The following is a 22,031-nucleotide window of genomic DNA, read 5'->3' as shown; positions in this document are numbered from 1 at the left end:
TTTTATAACCTCGAACTGTCTTTTATATATTGATGAACATCTAAAAAAACCGTTCCCAGAACGGTTTTTATTTTTTCATTTGAATACAGATTTTTTGAATAAGAAGCTTTTGCAGTTGCTTTTGTGATGCGTCTTTTTTGAAAAAACAGAGTTGAAAATATTCCATCCGCAATCCAAAGGAAATTCATAAATAATGGATTAGCATGAATGTTGGTTTTTTTTACTTTTAAAGTTTCTGCAATTGTATTTAAAATGTCTTTGAAAACAATATTATCAGCGATTAAAGTAAAGCGTTCATTTTTGATTTCGCTTTTCATTAATTCATGAGCTATTTTCACAACATCATTTACGGTAATAAATCCTGTGTTTCCAAGGGTATAAAAAGGAAGTCCATTGGCGACTTTTCGATACAACTCGTTGCTGCCTTCCGTAAAAATTTTTGTTGTTGCAATTGGCCCTAAAATTACACCGGGATTTATAATTATAATGTCTAAACCTTCCTGAACAGCACGCCAAACTTCCATTTCAGCACCATATTTAGAAATAGCATAATCGCTGTGTGGTTTTTCCGGATTCCAGTCGGTTTCTTCTGTGATATAGGTTTCATGAGGAGCCAGATCTCCTAAAGCCGCTATCGAACTTACGAAACAGAATTTCTTTATTCCTTTGGCTAAAGAAAAATTAACCATATTGGCGGTTCCTTCAATATTTGTCTTTCGAAGTCCGTCTTCATCCTTTGGATCAAACGAAATTAAAGCCGCACAATGGTAAACGTAGTCGATATCAATAAAAGCAATTTCAAGCGAGGGAACATCTAAAATATCGGCTTCAAGCCAATTAATTTTTTCGAATAAATCAGCCTTTTCATAAAGCTCAAAAACCGATTTTGTTTTCTGAATGTTATTTGGGTTTCGGTAAATTGCCCGAACATTTTCTCCATTTTCAATTAAATGAAGCAATAAATGTGCGCCAACTAAACCTGTTCCTCCAGTTACTAATACCATTTTGTAAAGATAAGTTTTTGGTTGGAAGGTGCAAAGGTGCAGACGCTCAAAGTTGCAAAGGTTTTTTGATTTTGTTTGAAACCAGAACAGAATTAAAAAAGCTGTCAGAATTATGTTTTTAAATTTTCTGACAGCTTTTTAGGTATAATAAAATTGTTTAGAAAACAGTGTAAGACACTAATAAATCTACACTGCTGAAATTAGTAGAGAAAGGCATATAGTTGTTTAATAAGTTTTTGCCTGCGTTGTATCTAATTTCGGTACTAATTTTGTTTTTAAAATTGTAACCAATGCCACAAGCAAAATTACCTTGAGCTTTTCCATCTAAATTTATAAATTTAGATTCATAAGTAAATTTCCCGCCCAGAGTAACGACATAGGCACCGTTTATAAATATTTTTGAATTTTGATTCAAAAAGAAATAATGGCGCACACCTACAGGAAGACTAAAACCTGAATATTTTACGGTAGATGAATGTTCGACATGTTGACTGTTAGTCACGCTGTATATTACACCGTAATCTTGACTGTCTTCATATTTTTGATAAAACAATCCCATGAATGCACTCCATTTATTTTTGTTGAAAGGAAACACATATTCTCCTTCAAGTCCGAATGTTGGCTGAACTTTATTCTCATATTTAGCATTTTGGTATCCAGAACTTCCTGCTCCGTCTACAGTTAGAGAGGTGAAACTTGGGCCAGCAGATACTTTTAAGTAAAAGATACCTTTGTTTTTAGTGTTTATAGTTTTTTCAATCGTGGCTGCATCAGCGTCGTTATAGTTTAAAAAATATTTAACTAATGGTTCTGTTTTGTACGTCAGCCTTTTGATTTCATTTTCGCTGTTATTTTCATTTTTTACGTTATTAAATAACTGTTGCTTGAAATAATTGTTTTCTTCTGTTGTTCTGGCTCCAGTTTGACCATCTACTAAAACATATTCTTTAAAAACAAGCTGTTCTGTCGGAATATTGGTTGTCTCATAAAAAAATCTTATCATATCCTTGTTAAGATAAGAGTACAATGTTGCTTTTCCTTGGACTAATATTTTTAAAAAGATCGTATCCTCTTTCCAGACTGGGTTTTTTGTTGTTGAAAGATTTTCTAATCGATTATCTGACATGTCAACTTTTACAGTTGCTCTTTTAAACGACGCGCCGTTTTCGACACCAAATTCTTTTACAGTTGCAATTGTTTCTGTTTTTATATCAGTATAGTCGATTGAAATTTTATATTTGAAGTCGAGAGGGTTGTTGTACCAATCAATATTTTTTATGAAACATTCTGTTCTTTTTCCGTTATTAGAAATAAAATATCCTTTTTCAAAAGATATTTGAGCATTAATAATTGAAAAGTGGAGTAAAAGAAAAAGGAGTAAAGTTTTTTTCATAATAGTAATTTAATTTGGGCGTGAAACTAGAAAAAAATAGAATCAGATTTTTACGGTTTCACGTAATTTTTTTTGATATTTTAATAATATGTTATAATGTTTTGAAAAGCAGTTGTTTGTGTAGAAGATTAAAATAATTATTCATTAATTAGAAAGGAGAAATTTTTTTTCCCTGATACAATTTATACCAACACTACTGTTTGAATTAATTATATTTGCACCAAATTATTTTAAAAAATGAAGAATCTAGTTGAAGAATTAAAGTGGCGCGGGTTATATCATGATAGCATGCCAGGAACGGAAGAACAATTGCTAAAGGAAGTAACGACGGCGTATATCGGTTTTGATCCAACGGCAGATTCACTACATATTGGTAGTATGGTTCAGATTATTTTATTGGTTCATTTAAAGAATTTTGGTCATCAACCTATTGCTTTGGTTGGTGGTGCAACGGGAATGATTGGTGATCCATCTGGAAAATCTGACGAAAGAAATTTATTGAACGAAGAAACTTTGGCCAAAAATGTTGCCGGAATCAAAAGTGTTTTGTCTCGTTTCTTAGATTTTAATTCTTCTGATAAAAATGCTCCTGTTATGGTGAACAACTATGACTGGATGAAAGAATTCTCGTTTATTGATTTTGCCCGTGAAGTTGGAAAACGTATCACGGTAAATTATATGATGGCGAAAGATTCTGTTAAAAAGAGATTGAGTGGAGAAGGTGAAGGAATGTCTTTTACAGAATTTACTTACCAATTAATTCAGGGTTACGATTTTTACCATTTATATAAAAATAATGGTTGCCTTTTGCAAATGGGAGGTTCTGATCAATGGGGAAATATTACCACAGGAACAGAATTAGTTCGCAGAATGGGAGGAGAAAGTGCTAAAGCATTTGCCTTAACAACACCATTAATTACAAAAGCAGACGGATCTAAATTCGGAAAATCTGAAGGAGGAAATGTTTGGTTGGATGCTGATAAAACTTCAGTTTATAAATTCTACCAATTTTGGGTAAATGCAACAGATGTTGATGCTGAAAAATATATCAAAATCTTTACTTTCTTAGATAAAGAAGAAATTGATTCTTTAATTGAAGAACACAAAACAGCTCCGCATTTAAGAGTGTTACAAAAGAAACTGGCTGAGGAAATCACGATTTTTGTTCACAGTAAAGAAGAATTAGAAAAAGCAATTCAGGCTTCGAATATTTTATTTGGAAATTCTACTGCAGAAGATTTGAAACAATTAGACGAAGCGACTTTTTTAGAAGTTTTCGACGGAGTTCCACAAGCGGAAATTGCAAAAACTGATTTAGAAAGCGGATTGGATATTGTTACGGTTCTAAACGAAAAAACAGGTTTCTTTAAATCAAATGGAGAAGCGAGACGTGCTTTAACTGCAAATTCAATCTCGGTAAACAGAGAAAAAATAAAAGAAGATTTCGTTTTAACAGCAAATGATTTAATTAACAATCAGTTTGTGTTATTGCAAAGCGGAAAGAAGAATTATTTTGTGATTAGAGCAAAGTAATTCCTGAGTTTCCATAAGCTCTTCAAGTTTTAAATCCGATTAAGTTTTAATCGGATTTTTTTTAGCACTTTTTTTGTGGTGAAGAATACAAAATTCAGTACTTTAATTGAAATGTATAAATTTATGGAGGAGCTTTTCGAACAAATTAAAAACTGTCGTGTTTGTGAAGATTGCTTAAAAGACGGAGTGAATCCCGTTGTTGCAGCTAGCGAAAATAGTAAAATTATCATCATAGGTCAGGCACCTGGGCGCATAGTTCATAACACAGGTATTCCCTGGAATGATAAAAGCGGGGATAATTTGAGAAGTTGGTTGCAAATTGATAAAACAACATTTTATGACGCTAATAAAATAGCTTTAATACCTATGGGGTTTTGTTTTCCGGGTACAGGAAAAACAGGAGATTTACCACCACGACCAGAATGTGCTCCATTATGGCATGAAAAATTACTAAAATTAATGCCAAACGTTGAACTTGTTTTGCTTATTGGACAATATGCACAAAGATATTATTTAGGGGACACTGCTAAAAGTACTTTAACTGAAACGGTTCGTAATTTTACGACTTATTTACCGCAATACTTTCCGTTGCCACATCCTTCACCAAGAAATAATATCTGGCAAGCTAAAAATGAATGGTTTCGGGAAATTGTTTTATCTGAATTAAGAGAAAAAATTAAAGTTATATTGAGGTAAAAGCGGAAATATGTAAATGCCAGACTTTTACAATACCATCAAATTACAACCACGAATATCAGAATTATCAAAACGTCCCAATACCTCAAAAGAGTTGTTGGGATATTTTTTGCCTAAATCTTGTGTGGCAATAAAAGAGCATGAATTGATGTTGGCCAAATCGATAACGTTAATTCCGCCAGTTTTTCCATCTTTCACGTATGTGAGTGCATCTTCGGGATCACGTACTAAAATATGCATCCAGGATGGACATTCAAAAACACCTTCGCCTAAAGAGTAGGCTTGAGCCAAAAGTTCCGTCATTCCATATTCTGAATGAATAGAAGAAACACCAAAACCTTTGCAAAGCTGTTCGTGTAATTCTTCGCGAATCATTTCTTTACGTTTGCCTTTCATTCCTCCCGTTTCCATAATAATGGTGTTTTGAAGATTGAATTGATGTTTTTCAATTAAATCTAACAAAGCGTACGTAACACCAATTAAAATCACATTTTGCCCGGATTCATCTAAAGCAGTTAATTTTTTAATTAAGTCATCGTGATTGTGTAAATAAAACCCACTTTCAGGCTGATTGGATAGTTTTATTAAATCTTCAACCATATAAATAAGCGAAGATCCATCGCGCTCAAGATAAGACGGCAAAAGAGCTAAAACAACGTAATCTTCGATATTGCCGTAGAATTGAGAAAATCCTTTGCGGTAACTTTCTTCATAAAGTGAAACATCAGTAACTAAATGGCGGCTGGTGATCATTCCGGTTGTACCACTGCTGGTAAAAGTAACCTGAGGAAAATCGGTATTAGAAATCACCTCGTGGCTTTTGAAAAATTGTATGGGTAAAAACGGAATTTGTTCCAGAGATTTTACCTGTTGTGGATTTGTTTTTAAAAAATCACAGAAATCACGATATACTTTATTGTTTTCGTGCTGAAAACGAAACACTTTTAGTGCTATTTTTTCAAATTGTTTCTGACTCGAAATGGTAAAGATATCGTTGGCTGTGATCAAAACTTTTTTTTACAAAGATATTTATTTTTTAATGTTCAGTGTTCAGTTTTTTAGTATTCAGTCTAATTTCACATTTATAAATTTTTACACAAACTGAACACTAAAAAACGGAACACTGCAAACTAAAAAAAAGCTCCGATAAGGAGCTTTTTTTATTATGTTTTACCGAATAATGAGCTTTCGGGTTGCAGAGGCATCTTGTTCGTATATTTTGATAATATAAACACCGGGAACCAAATCAGAAACATTTAATTCTTTTGAAGACAAATGGGTTTGAATTACTTTTTTCCCAAGGACATCAAAAACGATTACCTCTTTCTCTAAATCATTTTTAGAGGAGATGTAAACCTTTCCGTTTGTCACTGGATTAGGGTACAAGCTTAGTCCCTCAATAGTTGTAGGCTCTTGAGGTTTTGGTAATTGCTTACTGTCTTGTGCCGAGACACTTACAGTAAAGAAAAAAGCCAATAAGAATGTAATATAAAAGTAGTTTTTTACCATCGCGTTATTTTGATTAGAGTAAATATACAAAAAAAATTACAAAAACTACACCAAAAAAAAACATCCTAAATATTTAGGATGTTTTTTAACATTTATTTTTTTAAATATTATTTAGTCAAGTCTACACCATCAACTGTTGCCCATGCACCACCAGTTAATGAAGCTCCAGTAGCTGTAGTGCTTGTAACGAAAGTTCCTGCTGGGAAAGCAACAACGATAGCGTCAGTAGCTCCGATTGGGTTGATATTAGTTGTGTTAGAGATTTTAACATTTATAAGTTTAATTTTAGATGTTTTCACTTGGTGATCGTTTGTTGCTGCATCTAATATACTAACTGCACTACCTTTGTAAGTAGTAATAGTTCCAGTTGTAGTTGTAAAGTTACCGTAACCATCAATGATGATGTTGCTGTATTCTCCGTTACCTTCTCTTTTGAATTGGAAAGCATCAACTTGGTTATCTCCAACTTCAGGAACGTTACCAGCTGCTCTTCTCAAAGTAATGTTAGAAACTTTTGGTCCGAAAGCATTATCATTCAATGAAGCTTCGATTTCCATTCCGTAGTTACCTTTACCAGTTTGGTAAGCATACCAGTTTGTATTTGTTTGACCTTGCCATCCATCTTGCCAGTCAAATGAATCATCATAGTTTCCGTAAGAAATAGCATTTGTTAAACTTACAGTTCCTCCGAAGAATTCGTATCCGTCATCAGCACCTTTGTAAGATACTAAGTGATCTAATACTGTTCCTGAACCTACTGAATAGAAAGTAAAACCATTGTTTTCTTTATCACCGTCAGCTAATTTAGATCCAGCATATTCTACTCTTGTGTAAACTAATGAACCACTGTTGTCAGTTGCGTTAGTTCCTCCGTAAGAAATTTTGTTACCATCTTCAGATGTACCAGTAGTTCCACCACCAGCTACTTTTGCAGGTGCATTTCCGTATATAATAATTCCTCCCCAAGAACCTGGAAGTTTAGATTTTTCAGTAAATACGATTGGTCTGTCAGCAGTTCCGTTAGTGATTAATTTTCCACCTTTTAAAACAACTAATGCGTTGTCTCCAGTAGCTTTATCAATAGTAATTGTTGATCCTGCATCAAAAGTTACAGTTACACCATCGTTAATTTTTACAATTCCTTTTAATGTATAATTACCGTAAGCAAAAGTTTTGTTTGCAGTAATTGTACCTGTAATTTCGCCTGTTACTGGTGTAGGTGCAGGAGTTGGATCATCGCTACTAGAGCAAGAATTTAAGAATAAACCTGTAGCAAGAGCTAAAGCAAAAAGTTTAGTTTTCATAATTTGTGTGTTGTATTATTCGTTTTTTATTTTTGTCAAAATTAGAATCTAAATCCCTTTAAGGTGTTATCTCAATATTACATTACGGTTATGAAAAACCAACTACAATGTCAAGAGAATGTTAAGAGATTTTTTGAGTTGCCTTTAAATAAAAAAGCCCCAGATTATCTGGAGCTTTTAATTTGTATGTTATTGGTATTAAAAAGTATACCCTAATTTTACAGAGAAACCAACTCCTTTTTTATAGCTTTGAGCTAATAAAGATTCTTCGGCTACTTTTATTGTTCCTTCGTTTCCGAATTCTAATTTCCTTGCAGGATTTAATAAGTTGTCAGCAGTAAATTTTACATCAAAGTGTTCTGAAATTTTGCTTGACCAAACAAAATCTAATTGTGAAACCGGCAATTCATAAGTATGATCCTGACCGTTTGTTCCTACTGCATAAATTCTTTTTCCAAATACACCATAAACAAGAGACATAGTGTTTGTCCAGTCTTTTCCTAAATTGAATTCATATTTCAAATCTGAGTTTACTAACCAGTTTGATGCACCTTGCAAATCTCTTGATCCTTTGTGTGTTTCAATTGATGGATTAATTGTGACAACTCCATCCTCATCTGCTGAAGCATATGTAGGACTTACGTTTACTTTAGTAGACATTATAGTTGTGTTTAATCCAAATGAGAATGCTGCAAGATCTTCGCTAATTCTGTTTAATCCAAAAAGGAATTCAGCTTCAACTCCAAATAAAGTTGCATTGTCAGAATTTAAGAATGTTGTAACAGTTCCTGTCGTGGCATTCGAAACAAAAGTTCTTTCAATTGGGTTATCTAAATATTTTGCAAATGCGCCTACAGCAAACATTTCTTTTGCAGAAGGGAATAATTCATATTTTAAATCGGCGTTATAATTGTCGCTGTTTTTTAATAATGAATTTCCTTGTACTGAAGTTCCATCAGCATTTTGGTAAGAGATTGGAAAAGATTCCATAATAACCGGTTTTGTATAAGTTTTACTTGCAGCAAAACGCAGGTTTGATTTTTCGTTCATCAAATATTTTACGTTCAATGAAGGTAAAACATAGAAGTTGTCGTATGTACTTACTTTAAAAGGAGAGTCAAAACTTCCTAATCCTCTGTATTTAGTTTCTTTAGTTGTGCTTTCAACTCTAACACCTGCATTAAGTTCGTATTTTTCTCCAAATTTCAAAAGTAAATTGGTGTAACCTGCATTGGCAGTTTCTGTAAGTTTTACGTTCCAGGTTGAATTAGAATTCTCTTCGAAAGAAGTACCGTTATTAGCCTGAAGGTCGCTTATGATGTGATCATTAATGTTGTTTATGCTTGATGTGAATAAACCACCACGGCTTGAAACAAATCGGTAAGAAGATTCCATACCTGAAGTATTACCGTTATAACCAACTGTTAATTTGTTTTGTTTTCCGTCTTTTCCAAACTTAAGGTTGTATTCAGCCATTGCTGATAGAAATGAATTTCCATCTACAGTTAAGTATTGACGTAAGAAGTTATTACCTCCATATGAAGTGTTAATCTCATCTTCTCCTGTTTTTTGTCCGGTAAAGAACTTTCTGTCAGGTTGCTCAAACTTAGTATCTGCGTAAGAAACACCGGCTTTTATCGTTTGATTTTTATCTTCTGTCAAATTATATTCACCCAATAATTGAAAATTCAAATAATCACTTTTGTCTAATTGGTTTGTACGGATCAATGTGTTTTGAATAGCTGTTCCACCGGCTTGACCAAATTGATCTCTTATCGAGTTCAAAGTAGTTTTAATATATAATGTGTTAAAAGCTAATTTAAATCTGTTTGCATTGTAGTTTAATCCCAATAATGCAGACGTAGTAGTTTTAAAACGGTAATCAGTTACTACAAAATTATTAACGTATTTTGAACCTGTTGTTTGTAAATCTAAAGTTCTGTCTACACCTTCTCTTATTGCATAGTTATTATCATAATTGATCGATAACAAATAAGCGAAAGAACGTTCGTTGCTTAAATCAAATTTTTCTGAGTGCAATAAGTTTAAACTAGAGTTCAAAGGACTTTTGTTTTTGCTTACACTAAAACCTTTATCTCCACTTACAGAGCTTAAAGCCTGATCATTTGTAAAAGGTGTTTTTGAGGCGTTTGGCCCTAAGAAACTTGGTATTTCTCTATCTTTTCCGTTAAATCCGAAAAATCCGGCAGCAGTATCAGCATCGCTTGACATCAGGAAATCTTTAAAACTGTTTCCTGTTGTATATCCAAAACCAAGGTTGATTTTGGTAACGCTTTTTGAAGCTTTTGAAGTTTGAATATTAAATGTTCCACCTGCAAAATCTCCGTAGATATTTGGGTTGAATGTTTTGTAAACATCAATTACACCCACAATGTTTGTTGGAAACAAATCTAAAGGAACGATTTTAGAAAATGGATTGTTTGATGGAGCAGCAAGATCATTAATCAATAAGTTGTTGTAACGATCTTCAAGACCACGAACAAATAAACCTCTTGATCCAACTTTACTAATTCCCGTGATTTTAGTCAAACCTTCTTCAACATCGCTAACCCCTTTTCTTGACATTTCCTGAGCACCAATACTTTGTTTGATAACTACAGCATTCTTTTGGTCTAATAATAAGGCGGTTTCTTTTTCTCTGTTGGCAGTAGATTTTACTACAACATCTTTAAGTGTGTATCCTCCTGAGGAAAGTACCTGATTTACAGTAACAGTTTCGTTTGCTTTAACCGTTACAGGTTTCTCTACAGATTCATATCCTACGAAGCTAAAAATAATAGTATAAGTTCCAGGATTTACATTTATGGAATATTTTCCGTCAATGTCAGTGTTAGCGCTAATGTTAGTTCCTTTTATAAGGACATTTGCAAAAGGTAAAGCTTGATTATTACTTTCTTTGTCAGTTAATAAGCCAGAAATTGTACCTTTGTTTTGTGCGATCGAAATCGTGCAGATAAATAATGTGAATAATAGAAATTTTAAATTGAATTTCATTTCAGTGTTGTGTTTAATTTATTTTTGTGCAAAGAAATAACCGTACTGTAAAGTTCATGTTAGCTACTTGTTATGTTTTTGTTCCGTGTAGATTATCAAATTGTTACCAAATTAAATTACCGTTAACACGAATTTTTAACCGTTGATTTATTGTTATATTTACCATCGCAATTAAAAATCATCGGATTTAGAAGAATAGAATTTGATGAAAAAACTCAATTTTTGCTATTTTATGAAAAAAACACAAACCAAGATTTTATTAGTTGACGATGAACCGGATATCCTGGAAATTGTAGGCTATAACCTTGCTCAGGAAGGCTATCAGATTGTAACAGCTTCAAATGGAAAAGACGCCATAGCAAAAGCTCAGAAAGAATTGCCGGACTTAATTATTATGGATGTGATGATGGCCGAAATGGATGGAATGGAAGCCTGCGAACACATCAGAAAAATTCCTGAATTAAATAATGTTATCATAACATTTTTAACAGCCAGAAGTGAAGATTATTCTCAAGTTGCTGGTTTTGATGCAGGTGCAGATGATTATATTACCAAGCCAATAAAACCAAAATTATTGGTAAGCAAAGTAAAGGCTTTGTTAAGAAGGTTAAAAGAACAAGAAGTGGTTAGCGATACCTTAAATGTTGGTGGTATAGAGATTAATCGTGAAGAATATAAGATCATCAAAGGCAATGTTGAAATTGCGCTGCCAAGAAAAGAATTCGAATTGTTTTACTTATTAGCTTCAAAACCCGGAAAGGTTTTTAAAAGAGATGAAATCCTTGATAAAGTTTGGGGTAATGAAGTAGTTGTAGGAGGAAGAACGATAGATGTTCACATCAGAAAACTACGTGAAAAGATTGGAGAAGATCTTTTTAAAACAATAAAAGGAGTAGGATACAAATTTGAAGTTTAATCTTTTAAGATACTAAGTTGCGAAGGGACTAAGGTTTTAAGTGATTTTTTAGATTTAACACTGATTCAAATTTTTTAAAGCATTAAATAAAAACCAAACCATATAAGAGTTAAAGATCGTATGAACTTTAATTTCTTATATGGTTTTTGAGTTAACTTTGTTTTGAGTTCAAATGTTAATTGTAAAGAAAATGTATAACTCAAAAGAGAGCCTTAATTTTTCTTAATATCTTAATGGTTCATTATTTTAAAAGACTAACTGTTTCAAATGAAAATTAATTTTAAAAAAACATACAAATTTGCTGTAAAGTCGGCATTATATATAAGTCTTTTTGGGACAGGTTTTGTACTTATGCTAATGTCTTTGTTTTATAAAGGACAGCTGAAACATCAAGTTGCTTTTGGAATAATTTTTATTATCTCTATTTATGTTTTCTCTTTTTTGGTTTTGCAATATCGTGTAGAACGTTTTATTTATCGAAGAGTGAAAAAAATCTACGATGAGGTTTCTTTATTAGAATCTACAACATTGATCAATCAGCCAATCACTACAGATATGGAAACGCTTTCGCGCGAAGTGAAAAAGTTTGCTACCGATAAAAAACTGGAAATCGAAATGCTCGAAATTCGGGAACAATACCGAAGAGAATTTTTAGGAAATGTTTCGCACGAACTTAAAACGCCTTTGTTTACCGTTCAGGGTTACGTTTCGACTTTATTGGATGGTGCGATGGATGATAAAAACATCCGAAAAAAATATTTAAAACGTGCCGAAAAAGGAGTCGAACGTCTTATCTATATTGTTGAAGATTTAGACATGATTACCAAACTTGAATCTGGTGATCTGGATTTGAATATGACCGATTTTGATATTGTGGAACTGATTCAGAATGTTTTCGATTTATTAGAAATGAAAGCGGATAAAAAGAAAATCAAATTGGCTTTTGAAAGCCGAAATGTAAAATCAGTTATTGTTCGTGGAGATCAGGACAGAATTCAGCAAGTTCTCGAAAATCTGATTGTAAACTCAATTAAATACGGAAAAGATGGCGGTTTGACCGAAGTTGGTGTAGTAAATTTAACCAAGAAAAAAGTCCTAATCCGTATTAGCGATAATGGTGAAGGAGTTGAAAAACAAAATATTCCAAGACTTTTTGAACGTTTTTACAGAGTGGATAAAAGCGGAACCCGATCTGAAGGTGGTTCTGGTTTAGGTTTGGCTATCGTAAAACATATTATTGAAGCACACAAAGAAAAAGTGTATGTAGAAAGCGAGTTCGGAATAGGTTCTGAATTTTCTTTTACACTTGAAAAAGCAAATAAAACAATAAAATCTGAGGTTAAATAATTGTAAGTTCATCAGTAATACATCAACGTGAAACAAGTTGTGTTGACCTCAATAATAATTGCCTAACTATTTCGAAACAAATCTTCTTATAATGGTAACATCCTGTTAATGATTTCTTAACATAGGTAGTTACATCTTTGCACCCAAAATTGAGTGTCAAAGAAAAAAGAAATAATGAAAATAAGACTTTTAGCAATTTTGTTGTTATTTACGGGTGTTTCAAACGCACAAGAACTAAGTAAAGAAGATGTGAAAAAAGAAGTAGTTCGACTTCTCGATTCCATCAATAAAGCAAAACTTCCGGAAACTAAATCTGGAGGTGGCGTCGAAGAACATTGGTACGATAAAATTTCTTTAAGAGGTTATGCACAAATCAGATACAATGGTTTGTTTTCTACAAACGATAAAATTACCTGCGATCAATGTGACAGATCCTGGGGGACAACTTCTACAGCTCCGGATGCAAAAGCAAACAACGGACTTTTTATAAGACGTGCACGTTTAGTATTTTCAGGACAGGTTCATCCAAATGTTTTCTTTTATTTTCAACCCGATTTTGCCAGTTCACCGGTTACCGGAATCCAAAATTTTGTACAAATTCGCGATTTATATTTTGATCTTTCTTTTGATAAAAAAAGAGAATATCGTGTTCGTATAGGACAAAGTAAAATTCCGTATGGCTTCGCAAACATGCAGTCAAGTTCACAACGTTTAACTTTAGACCGTGCAGATGCAATAAACAGTTCAATAGCAAATGAACGCGATTTAGGAATGATTTTTTATTGGGCACCCGCCGAAATAAGAGAGCGTTTTGCTATGCTGGTAAAAGACGGATACAAAGGTTCAGGTGATTTTGGTGTATTTGCATTTGGAGTTTATAATGGACAGATCGCTAATAAAATAGATGCAAACAGAGATTTGAATGTGGTAGCCAGAGTATCTTATCCTTTTGTAATTGGTAGCCAGATTATTGAACCCGGAATTCAGGCTTATGATGGAAAATGGGCTTTTACAGATGAAATTTCAACTGGAGTAATTGTTAATGATCCAAAATATGTGAAAGATGAAAGAATAGGGGCAACTTTTGTTTTGTATCCAAAGCCTTTCGGAATTCAAACGGAATATAATATTGGTAAAGGACCTCGTTATAATCCTGCAACAAACACTGTTGATGAATCCAGCTTGAATGGAGGTTATGTTTTACTTAATTATAAATGGGACATCAAAAAACAACATATTTATCCTTTTGCCCAATTTCAATATTATGATGGAGGGAAAAAATATGAAAAAGACGCCAGAAGCTATGTTGTGAGAGATTACCAATTCGGTATTGAATGGCAACCAATCAAAGCATTCGAATTGACGGCAGAATATGTTATCGCCGATAGAAGCTATGTAGATAGTGCTCGTCCAATTAATAGACAAGAAGGAAATTTATTGCGATTACAAGCACAGTTTAATTTCTAATGTTATTCTTCAAAAACAGAGAATAATTTGTCCCAGTCAATTTCATTTTTAAATTGAGACAACCCTTTAAACGACTTTACTTTTGAAAGATCTTCAATGGTAAAGTCGTCTTGCATTGCGTACGGTACCAAATTCTCTTCCTGAAGTTTTATCGCCAGATATTCCTGCTCATATTGCCCGGGAGTTGGAATAAAAAAAGCTTTCTTACCTAATTTCGCCAAATCCATTACCGTTGTATAACCGGAACGACATAGAACAAATTCACTTTCATTAAAAGTTTGTTCCAGTTGTTTTGAGTTCATGAAATTATAATACGTTACATTTCCGGCTTGCCATTTGGTTTGCGCTTTTTCTACAATTCCCTGTACAAAAACAACTTTACCATTAAAGTTCACGATTTCCTTTTGCAATTTCTCATCCAGATAAGTACGTTGAGGTTCTGGTCCGGACAAAATAACCATCAAATCATATACTTTTGGCGTTTCCTTTTTACGCATTCTGCTTAGCGGACCAATATATTTTAAGTTTAGGTCATTGGTTTTTAAATGTCCCAATTCGCCCGTAAGATTGATTGCTTCATTAGTGTCAGGAATCCAGCATTCTGTGTATTTTTTAATAATATGCTGATGACATTTACTAGTAAACCAAGTCGTATTTCCTGTCATTACATTTAATTGATGGGTCATGAAAACAGATGGAATTTTTCGACTAAAAACTCCTAAGCGATTGTCTGAGATGATACCATCAATTCCGTGTTTCTTGATCCAGGAATTCACTATTTTTTTCTCGTCCAAAATGGCTGTAATCATTTTTGGAAGGTTCTTGATCAGTTTCCATTTAAAATTTTTACCATTTTTAGCATATTCAATATGATAAGATGGTAATTCTAAAGTTTGTATATAAGGAAATTCTTTTCGAAGTAAAGCAAGCGCAACTCCATCAGAAGCAATAATTGGAATAAAATTATTCTCTTGAAGCGCTTTAATAATTGGGATACATCTTGTGGCATGGCCTAATCCCCAGTTTAATGGAGCAACTAAAATTGTTTTGTTCGCAGAGTAGTCAATGCTCATAGTTTAACGCTTTTTAAAAACGAAGATAGAGAAATATGTTTTTTATGGTATTTCTGACACATTACTAAATCATTAACTCTATATTTTATTTAAGGTACTAAGATGCTGAGACACTCAGGTTCTAAGGTTTTGGATTGAATAAAAAAAGCCGAACTTACGTTCGGCTTCAAAGTTTAGTATTGAATCTTAGCACCTCAGAACCTTAGTCCCTCAGCAGCTTTACTTAATCCTGAATATATGTTTTATTTCCGTTTTTGTTAATGTAGTATTTTCCACCACGTGGTCCAGTGTATACTTTTTTACCATTATATTCTCCTGTAACCTTATCTGGTACTGAAGGTGCTTTTTCGTTAGTTTCTTTTAAAGTTTTAGTGCTGCTTTTTTTAGCTACAGTTGCATCTTTTTTAGCTTTTGCTGCTGCTGCATCAGCACTGGTAGCAGATTTTTTAGCTTTATCAGCACTACCTGCTGCTTTTGCTGCTTCTTTGTCTGCTGATTTTTTAGTTGCGCTTGCTGCTTCTTTTTTCGCTTTCGATGCCGCTGTAGTAGCATCATCTGCTGATTTTTTTGCTTTGGCTGCTTCTTTATCTGCTGTTTTTTTAGTTGCGCTTGCAGATTCTTTTTTAGCTTTTGATGCTGCTGCAGTAGCGTCGTCTGCTGATTTTTTTGCTTTTGCTGACTCTTTTTTTGCATCAGCTGCCGCTTTATCAGCTTTTTTCTTTTTAGCCGTTGCTTCGCTTTTGGCTTTAGTTGTTGTTGCAGTTTCCTGAGCGTAAAAATTACCAGACAAAACAACTAGAAAACAAAGTAAAAATAATTTTTTCATGAGGTTACGGGTTTAAATTTCAAATTAAAATTAATCAATTTTTTTATAGCTTTTTCGTAAAGTGTTAAAAATAAGCACGAAGCTGAACGTTTCCTGTATGAACCGTTGCACCAGTTTCACTTTTTCTTCCTTGATAATTTAAATTCACATCTAAAAATTGCGTGATATTTTTCTGCAAAAGCAATTTCCAGACTAAATTTTGCCCAGCCTGAAGCCCTTCCAACATCTGAAAACCTACAGATGAAAATTCATTTCCGTTAAATTTATTTTCATACAAAGAGAATTCTCCGTTTACAGTAACCTTTTTATCTCCCGCATAAGAAAATGAAGTTCCAAGTCGGCTTTGACGTAAAGTTTCTAAATTTCCAATTTGATTTTCTTTGTTCTGAAATTCATAAAAGAAATCTAAGCTGGTGTTTTTTGAAAATAAATAACTGATTTTTGGTGCCACCTGATAACCCTTTAAGTCATAATTTTTTTCGACAAAATCTTCTGAAACTAAATCGGTTTTAATGGTTTTGGTGAAGAAGTTAAACAACCAGCTTTTTTGATACAAATGCGTGTATTGTAATTGATGTGAATTATTTTTGACTGTTTGTGAACCTACTGAAAGCAGATTTTTTCCTTTATTAATAAGATAAGAATAGGTAACGGAATGTTTCTGTTTTCCCCGATTGTAAAATAAACTGTTTCTGAAACTTGAATTTAATCCCAAAATGTTTTCTTCAGAAGAGGCAAACGGATTCAATTCTAATCGTTCGCCATTACTTTTTACTTTTCGATCCATTATAAAGGAAGTCTGGTTGTAAAAATAGGAAGCAAACTTTTTAAAACCTTTTTCATTTTGCCATTGCAAAGGATTTAAAGCAACAGATTGTGAAAACTTATTTTGATTGGTTTTAATATAAATCTGATTCGGTAAAAAGATCCTGATAAATCTGGCCTGATCTGAATATTGGGCAATTTCAAATTCTTCTAATTCCTGAATTCCGTTGCCGTTATAATCGTTCCAGGTATAAACGCCCTGACCGGTAGGAACTTCAATATAGGTAAATTCCTGTTGCGCGATAGTTCCTGAACTCGTTTCATAAGTTGTTCCGAGTTGCATTAATTGATTGAAAAAACGGTCAGTATACAGAATTCTGGAATTTAATGAGGGTTCATTTTTTTTGGAAGCATCAGTAAAATCTAAAGTTCTGTAACTTGCATAAACGGCTAAATCTGTTTTTTTGTTCTGAATCAATTTTGATCGGAAAAAATAAGTTTGCGAATTATTTACATGCTGTAATAATCCGTTTTGTAAACTGTCATTGCGGCGTTGTAAAAAGCCGAGTTCAACAAAAACTTTTGTACTGTCCCCGCGACCAATAAAAGCGCCATATTCTGAAAATCTCTGGCTCAGGGCCGAAAACTGATTAGTAATTTTATCTTTTTCCTGATTGTCTTCAATCTGAAAACTTGCACCAATCCAATTTTTTCCAAAATGATATTTGGTTCTGGCTTGATTTCGAATAAATTTTGATGTTGAAGCTGTAGCGTCGCTATTCAAGAAACTACCTTGATTTTCAATAGTCCATTTTTTTAGCTTAAAAAAAGCAGTTGTGGTATGTCGCGCTCCCGAATAACTTTCAGTATAATCTAACTTTTCAAATTGATAACTGAATAAACCAACGTTTGTCGTTTTCTTTTTGGCGAACATATTAAAGTTTAAACCTGTAACCAAAAGGCTTTGGTTGCCAAAAAGGGTAGTGTTTAAATTCCAGTCACGATTAAATTCAATATTATACAAACGCTCCACAGGCTTGAAATCTTCCTGTACAAATTGATAATTGGCAAATCCGTCCAAAGTCCAGCTTCTTGTAAAAAGACGCTTTTTGATATTGGTTTTAAAGGCAATTCCATCATTATTGGCATCATCAATATTTGAAAATAAATTTTTATCGTTGCTGCTCATGGCAATTTCAAAATCAACAGCCGTTTTTTCGTCTAGATTGTATTTCCCTAAAAAAGTAGCAACCTGAATTTTTATGGGTGCAATCAATTGCACAATAGGTTCATAATTTCCTTGTGGAATACCATTTACCGGAGTAATATATTCGAAAATCCGTTCAACGGTATTACTATTTTGAATGATATAATTTCCGATATTATTCCCAACAAGACTAAATTTTACATTATATAAAACCTCATTCGGATCGTTTGAATATTCATAAATTTCAACCGAATTAAGAATTGTTTTTTTATAGAGAATTTTATTGTCGGCATATTTGTCAACGTAAGCAGATGGCGCAGTCATAAGGGCGGGATCATCTCCGGCCTGACTTAAAATTTGTACCTGATCTGGAGAAAGATTCTGTTGTAAAGGTTGATTTTTTAAATCATTTTCAGAATATAAATAACCACCAAAGCTCCAGTTTTTGTTTTCATGCGTAACGCCGGCGTAGGTTACCAATCGATTGTAATTTCGTTCAGAATATTGATATTCAACATTAATCCTCATTTCTGATGTAATCGTAAAAAGCGAGGTAAACACAATTTCGCCAGCATTGTAATCAATCACATAATCGTTGTTTTCACCACGTTTCAGTAAAACACCATTAACGTAAACCCGTTCAGAACCGGAAATAACCAAAACATACAATTCACCATTTTGCCCTTTTAGTTTATAAGGTCCCTGATTGCCTTCCTGACCTGTAAAAGTACTTTTGGCATATTGTCCTTTGACAAAAGCGACCGATGCAAAAACATTGGTTTTACTTTCGTCAGATCCGAAATTAAAACTCGTTGAAAGACCCTGAACCTTTTTGTTAAAACTCAGGAATTGGGTTTTTCTGTTTTCTAAAAAGACATCACCTGCGCGAATGTTCCAGTCATCGCTAAAAAGTTCCATGAAAATATTATCAAACTGATCCAGTTTTTGAGAATATCCGCCATCCTGCAGCGGAATATTATTGTCCTGAAGTGAAGCTCTCAAACTAACTTTGTCTGATATTTTTCCGGTAATCTGAAGATCAAGATTTGAGTTTAAAACAGTATTTTGATTATTACCAACTGTAACACCACGTGTAATACTTCCCGAAGTATTTAAACCATCAAACGGTGTGACTTTTTTAGTGTTTTGATTTTCTATCTTGTATAATTTCTCCGTTCCAACATCATTACTTACAACCTGACTTTCTTTATAAAGACCATATTCTTTGGTTAAAAAATCAGGATATTTTAAGTAATTGACAATTAAAGTGTCTGAAGTTGATGGGAATTTTTCGTTTAAAAGTAAAGTTCCTTTTTGAAAGTCTATTTTATAAAAAGTCGAATCAATAGGTTCATTTTTGGTATTTAAAAGCTGAAAAAAAGCTGAATTGATACTGAATTCTTCGAGTTGAATAGTATCGCGGGTTGCAATTACTTTTTTGGTTTTGTACGCTGATTCTGTTTCCTGAGCGTGAAGTCCAGAAAACCAGATGAAAACCGTTAAAAACAGTAATTTTTTCAACATAAATACTTTAACTCTAAAAAGCCAAAAGTAGTATTTATAATTGGGAAATTTTGGGTATATAGTTTAGGTCGTTTTAACGATTACTTCTTTGTAAAATTTAAAATGTTCGATCAGAATTTATCTTCTATTCCTTATTTGATTGACCATTAAAACAGAAAATGAAATTGCCAAAACAATCGAAATTATCATTTTTATAATATTACTAGCATGATTGGACTGGTAAAAAAAGTAAGCGAGGTAGAGGCAAAAAAGTATTGCAATACTATATTTTAAAAGATATAATTTCATGTTTTCAGGAATGACAACAGATTATCATTTTGACATTTCTGAGATAATAAAAGCGATAGCAATTATCACGATGACTAAAAAGACAGAATTTGGATTGGCAAAATTAATCGTCCATCCTAATTGTTTGATTCTTTTTGGAGGAAATAGTCGGCTATCTTCAGGATTATAATAAAAAATTCCCCAAACCCAGTTGTCTGGATCATTGCTCCATTCATTTTGTTTTTCTTCGCTCGGATCATTATTAGAATTCATAAATTATAAAGTTATGAGATTGTCTTTTATAATATTGCGTTCAGATTGTTTAGGATTTTCTTTTGCTAAATCTGTATCCTAGTGCAATTATGATGATAAGAAGACATATAAACAATGAAGAATTTGTCATAATGAAGTGGTATTTGTAAATCTCTAAATTTTAGATGTAAAATTTTAATCTTTAAAAAAACATATGTTTTTGTAAGGCTAAATTACAATTTTGTAAGTGGCTGTGTTATGCGATTATCGGGTATTTTTAAGATAAAATTGAAAGATATTATTATCAGAGAAAAAAATAATATAGTTTTTGATGAGTATATATTGATAAAGTTGTCCTCTGTTATTTTGAAGAAAAAATTTACAAATTATGAATATTCTTGTGGGGAATAAACTCAAAATACTGCGTAAAAGCAAAAATATGTCGCAAGAGGAAGTGGCAGATTATCTTCATTTATCACAATCTGCCTACGCGAGAATGGAAAGCGGACAAAGTGGCTCCTGGGCAAATCATATTTTTAAAATTTGTAACTTTTTTGATATAAGTCCGGAAGAATTACTAAAGACAGAAACTTTGCAAAAACATACATATGATTTTGAAAATCAATTGTCAGATCGTGTAATTGAGCAATACGAAGAGCAAATAAAAGAGTTGAAAAATGTTATTAAAGATTTGAAAGCAAATAAAAAATATCATTAGCCATAATTTTTTTAGCTTTGTTCTAATAAGATAAACTTAAATCATGGATACAGGTAAAGAACTTTTATTCTTTTTTAGTGCTTTGGGAGTTTTCAACGGAATTATCTTGGGATTCTATTTTTTCTTTTTTACAAAGAAAAAATACCTGACCAATTATTTCCTTGGAGCACTTTTATTTGCACTAAGCATACGAATTGGGAAATCTGTATTTGTATATTTTGATTCGGCTTTGCCAAAAATGTATCTGCAGTTTGGGCTTACGGCTTGTTTTTTTATTGGGCCATGTTTGTATTATTTTCTTAGATCGGCAATTGAAGAAATCAATATAATGCCAAAATCATGGAAACTCACACTTTTATTTTGGGCGATCCTTATTATTACTATTGGTGTTATATTTCCTTATGAATATTACCCAAAACTTTGGGGCGGTTATTTTATAAGAATTATTTATTTTCAATGGTTTGTTTACATTGTTTTTTCAGGTTTTGCAATCAAAGATATTTTGGCAAAAATCATAAACAGAAAAAATAAAGCAACTCCGGCAGAAACGTGGTTTGGAATGCTTTTTCTTGGGAATTGTTTATTATTTCTTTTTTATTTTTTGTCAATAATGGGCGCTCCGGGAGCAACTTATATAAGTGGAGCTGTAGTTTTTTCTTTTATTCTGTATTTAATTATTTCGATTCTTTTATACCGAAAAAAAACAGACGATTTGTTTCTTTTGAATGCTCAAAAGTATTCTGGTAAGAAAATAGATTTGACTGAAGTAGCAATTTTATCTGAAAAACTGGAAAATGTAATAATTGAAAAAGAATTGTTTAAAAACTCTAATTTAACTTTACAGGATTTGGCTAAGGAAGTGAATATTTCAAGTCATCAGCTCTCGCAGTTTTTAAATAATAATCTGGGGAAGAATTTCACGAGTTTTATTAACGAGTTCAGAATAAAGGAAGCTTGTGAAATTATAAAATCAAATGATAAATTTACTTTAGAATCTATAGGTTATGACGTAGGCTTTAATTCTAAATCGACCTTCTTTGCTGCTTTTAAAAAGCATACCGGAAAAACACCTTCAAACTATCAATTACTGTTTTTATAAGTATTAAACAGAGTATTGATTTATAAATTCGTACTCCTGATTTCTCTTTCGGGGACTTCATTTAGCGATTATAGTTTGACTTTTGTTTCATAAAAGTCAAACTATAATCGCTAAAA

The 22,031-nt window shown here is 32.7% G+C and carries 17 protein-coding genes; 7 read left to right on the top strand and 10 right to left on the bottom strand.

The features are described from left to right. Positions 1–2 precede the first annotated feature (2 nt). Both AC1RRN_RS15070 and AC1RRN_RS15065 read right to left on the bottom strand, forming a co-directional pair. Complete coding sequence (locus AC1RRN_RS15070; RefSeq protein WP_492968083.1) at positions 3–1,004, bottom strand: NAD-dependent epimerase/dehydratase family protein; 1,002 nt, start codon at positions 1,002–1,004, stop codon at positions 3–5. A gap of 157 nt (positions 1,005–1,161) precedes the next feature. Then, positions 1,162–2,397, bottom strand: coding sequence for a hypothetical protein (locus AC1RRN_RS15065; protein WP_492968082.1), 1,236 nt, complete (start codon positions 2,395–2,397; stop codon positions 1,162–1,164). 237 nt (positions 2,398–2,634) lie between these two features. On the opposite strand from AC1RRN_RS15065, the gene tyrS reads away from it, so the two are divergent. Both tyrS and AC1RRN_RS15055 read left to right on the top strand, forming a co-directional pair. Beyond that, the gene (gene tyrS / locus AC1RRN_RS15060) at positions 2,635–3,930 is read left to right on the top strand and encodes a tyrosine--tRNA ligase (protein WP_492968081.1); all 1,296 of its coding nucleotides are present in this window, start codon (positions 2,635–2,637) and stop codon (positions 3,928–3,930) included. Between the two features lie 123 nt (positions 3,931–4,053). Beyond that, positions 4,054–4,626, top strand: coding sequence for a uracil-DNA glycosylase family protein (locus tag AC1RRN_RS15055; RefSeq protein ID WP_492968080.1), 573 nt, complete (start codon positions 4,054–4,056; stop codon positions 4,624–4,626). A gap of 27 nt (positions 4,627–4,653) precedes the next feature. Here AC1RRN_RS15055 and AC1RRN_RS15050 read toward each other — a convergent pair whose 3' ends face one another. The 4 genes from AC1RRN_RS15050 to AC1RRN_RS15035 all read right to left on the bottom strand — a co-directional run bounded on the left by AC1RRN_RS15050 (position 4,654) and on the right by AC1RRN_RS15035 (position 10,454). Beyond that, positions 4,654–5,634: a LuxE/PaaK family acyltransferase gene (locus AC1RRN_RS15050; RefSeq protein WP_492968079.1), complete on the bottom strand. Its 981-nt coding sequence runs from the start codon at positions 5,632–5,634 to the stop codon at positions 4,654–4,656. 162 nt (positions 5,635–5,796) lie between these two features. After that, on the bottom strand, positions 5,797–6,135 hold the full coding sequence (locus AC1RRN_RS15045) for a T9SS type A sorting domain-containing protein (RefSeq protein WP_492968078.1): 339 nt from the start codon (positions 6,133–6,135) through the stop codon (positions 5,797–5,799). A 107-nt stretch (positions 6,136–6,242) separates the two neighbouring features. Next, on the bottom strand, positions 6,243–7,439 hold the full coding sequence (locus tag AC1RRN_RS15040; protein WP_492968077.1) for a beta-helix domain-containing protein: 1,197 nt from the start codon (positions 7,437–7,439) through the stop codon (positions 6,243–6,245). 198 nt (positions 7,440–7,637) lie between these two features. After that, on the bottom strand, positions 7,638–10,454 hold the full coding sequence (locus tag AC1RRN_RS15035; RefSeq protein ID WP_492968076.1) for a TonB-dependent receptor: 2,817 nt from the start codon (positions 10,452–10,454) through the stop codon (positions 7,638–7,640). Positions 10,455–10,686: 232 nt separating this feature from the next. Here AC1RRN_RS15035 and AC1RRN_RS15030 point away from each other — a divergent pair, with 232 nt between their 5' ends. From AC1RRN_RS15030 to AC1RRN_RS15020, 3 genes are all read left to right on the top strand, one after another. Continuing rightward, positions 10,687–11,370: a response regulator transcription factor gene (locus AC1RRN_RS15030; protein ID WP_026983516.1), complete on the top strand. Its 684-nt coding sequence runs from the start codon at positions 10,687–10,689 to the stop codon at positions 11,368–11,370. Between the two features lie 267 nt (positions 11,371–11,637). Continuing rightward, positions 11,638–12,717, top strand: coding sequence for a sensor histidine kinase (locus tag AC1RRN_RS15025; RefSeq protein WP_492968075.1), 1,080 nt, complete (start codon positions 11,638–11,640; stop codon positions 12,715–12,717). 174 nt (positions 12,718–12,891) lie between these two features. Continuing rightward, the gene (locus tag AC1RRN_RS15020) at positions 12,892–14,184 is read left to right on the top strand and encodes a porin (protein ID WP_492968074.1); all 1,293 of its coding nucleotides are present in this window, start codon (positions 12,892–12,894) and stop codon (positions 14,182–14,184) included. A gap of 2 nt (positions 14,185–14,186) precedes the next feature. Here AC1RRN_RS15020 and AC1RRN_RS15015 read toward each other — a convergent pair whose 3' ends face one another. The 4 genes from AC1RRN_RS15015 to AC1RRN_RS15000 all read right to left on the bottom strand — a co-directional run bounded on the left by AC1RRN_RS15015 (position 14,187) and on the right by AC1RRN_RS15000 (position 20,119). Further along, a complete protein-coding gene (locus AC1RRN_RS15015) occupies positions 14,187–15,257 on the bottom strand; it encodes a glycosyltransferase (RefSeq protein WP_492968073.1) in 1,071 nt (356 codons plus the stop codon). Between the two features lie 223 nt (positions 15,258–15,480). Continuing rightward, complete coding sequence (locus tag AC1RRN_RS15010; RefSeq protein ID WP_492968072.1) at positions 15,481–16,083, bottom strand: hypothetical protein; 603 nt, start codon at positions 16,081–16,083, stop codon at positions 15,481–15,483. A gap of 64 nt (positions 16,084–16,147) precedes the next feature. Further along, positions 16,148–19,579, bottom strand: a complete 3,432-nt coding sequence (locus AC1RRN_RS15005) for a DUF8818 domain-containing protein (protein ID WP_492968071.1) — start codon at positions 19,577–19,579, stop codon at positions 16,148–16,150. A gap of 312 nt (positions 19,580–19,891) precedes the next feature. Continuing rightward, the gene (locus AC1RRN_RS15000; protein WP_492968070.1) at positions 19,892–20,119 is read right to left on the bottom strand and encodes a DUF5808 domain-containing protein; all 228 of its coding nucleotides are present in this window, start codon (positions 20,117–20,119) and stop codon (positions 19,892–19,894) included. A 367-nt stretch (positions 20,120–20,486) separates the two neighbouring features. Between AC1RRN_RS15000 and AC1RRN_RS14995 the strand changes: the two genes are divergently transcribed. Together AC1RRN_RS14995 and AC1RRN_RS14990 are read left to right on the top strand one after the other, a co-directional pair. Next, positions 20,487–20,816 carry a helix-turn-helix domain-containing protein gene (locus tag AC1RRN_RS14995; protein WP_492968069.1) on the top strand — a complete coding sequence of 110 codons (330 nt, stop codon included), beginning with the start codon at positions 20,487–20,489 and terminating at the stop codon, positions 20,814–20,816. A 43-nt stretch (positions 20,817–20,859) separates the two neighbouring features. Beyond that, positions 20,860–21,915, top strand: coding sequence for a helix-turn-helix domain-containing protein (locus tag AC1RRN_RS14990; RefSeq protein ID WP_492968068.1), 1,056 nt, complete (start codon positions 20,860–20,862; stop codon positions 21,913–21,915). The last annotated feature ends 116 nt before the right edge of the window (positions 21,916–22,031 follow it).

It is taken from the genome of Flavobacterium sp. GW821-FHT11G01 (genome assembly GCF_058808175.1).
The sequence above is the reverse complement of the archived record's forward strand: the minus strand, read 5'-3'. Positions and strand labels throughout refer to the sequence as shown.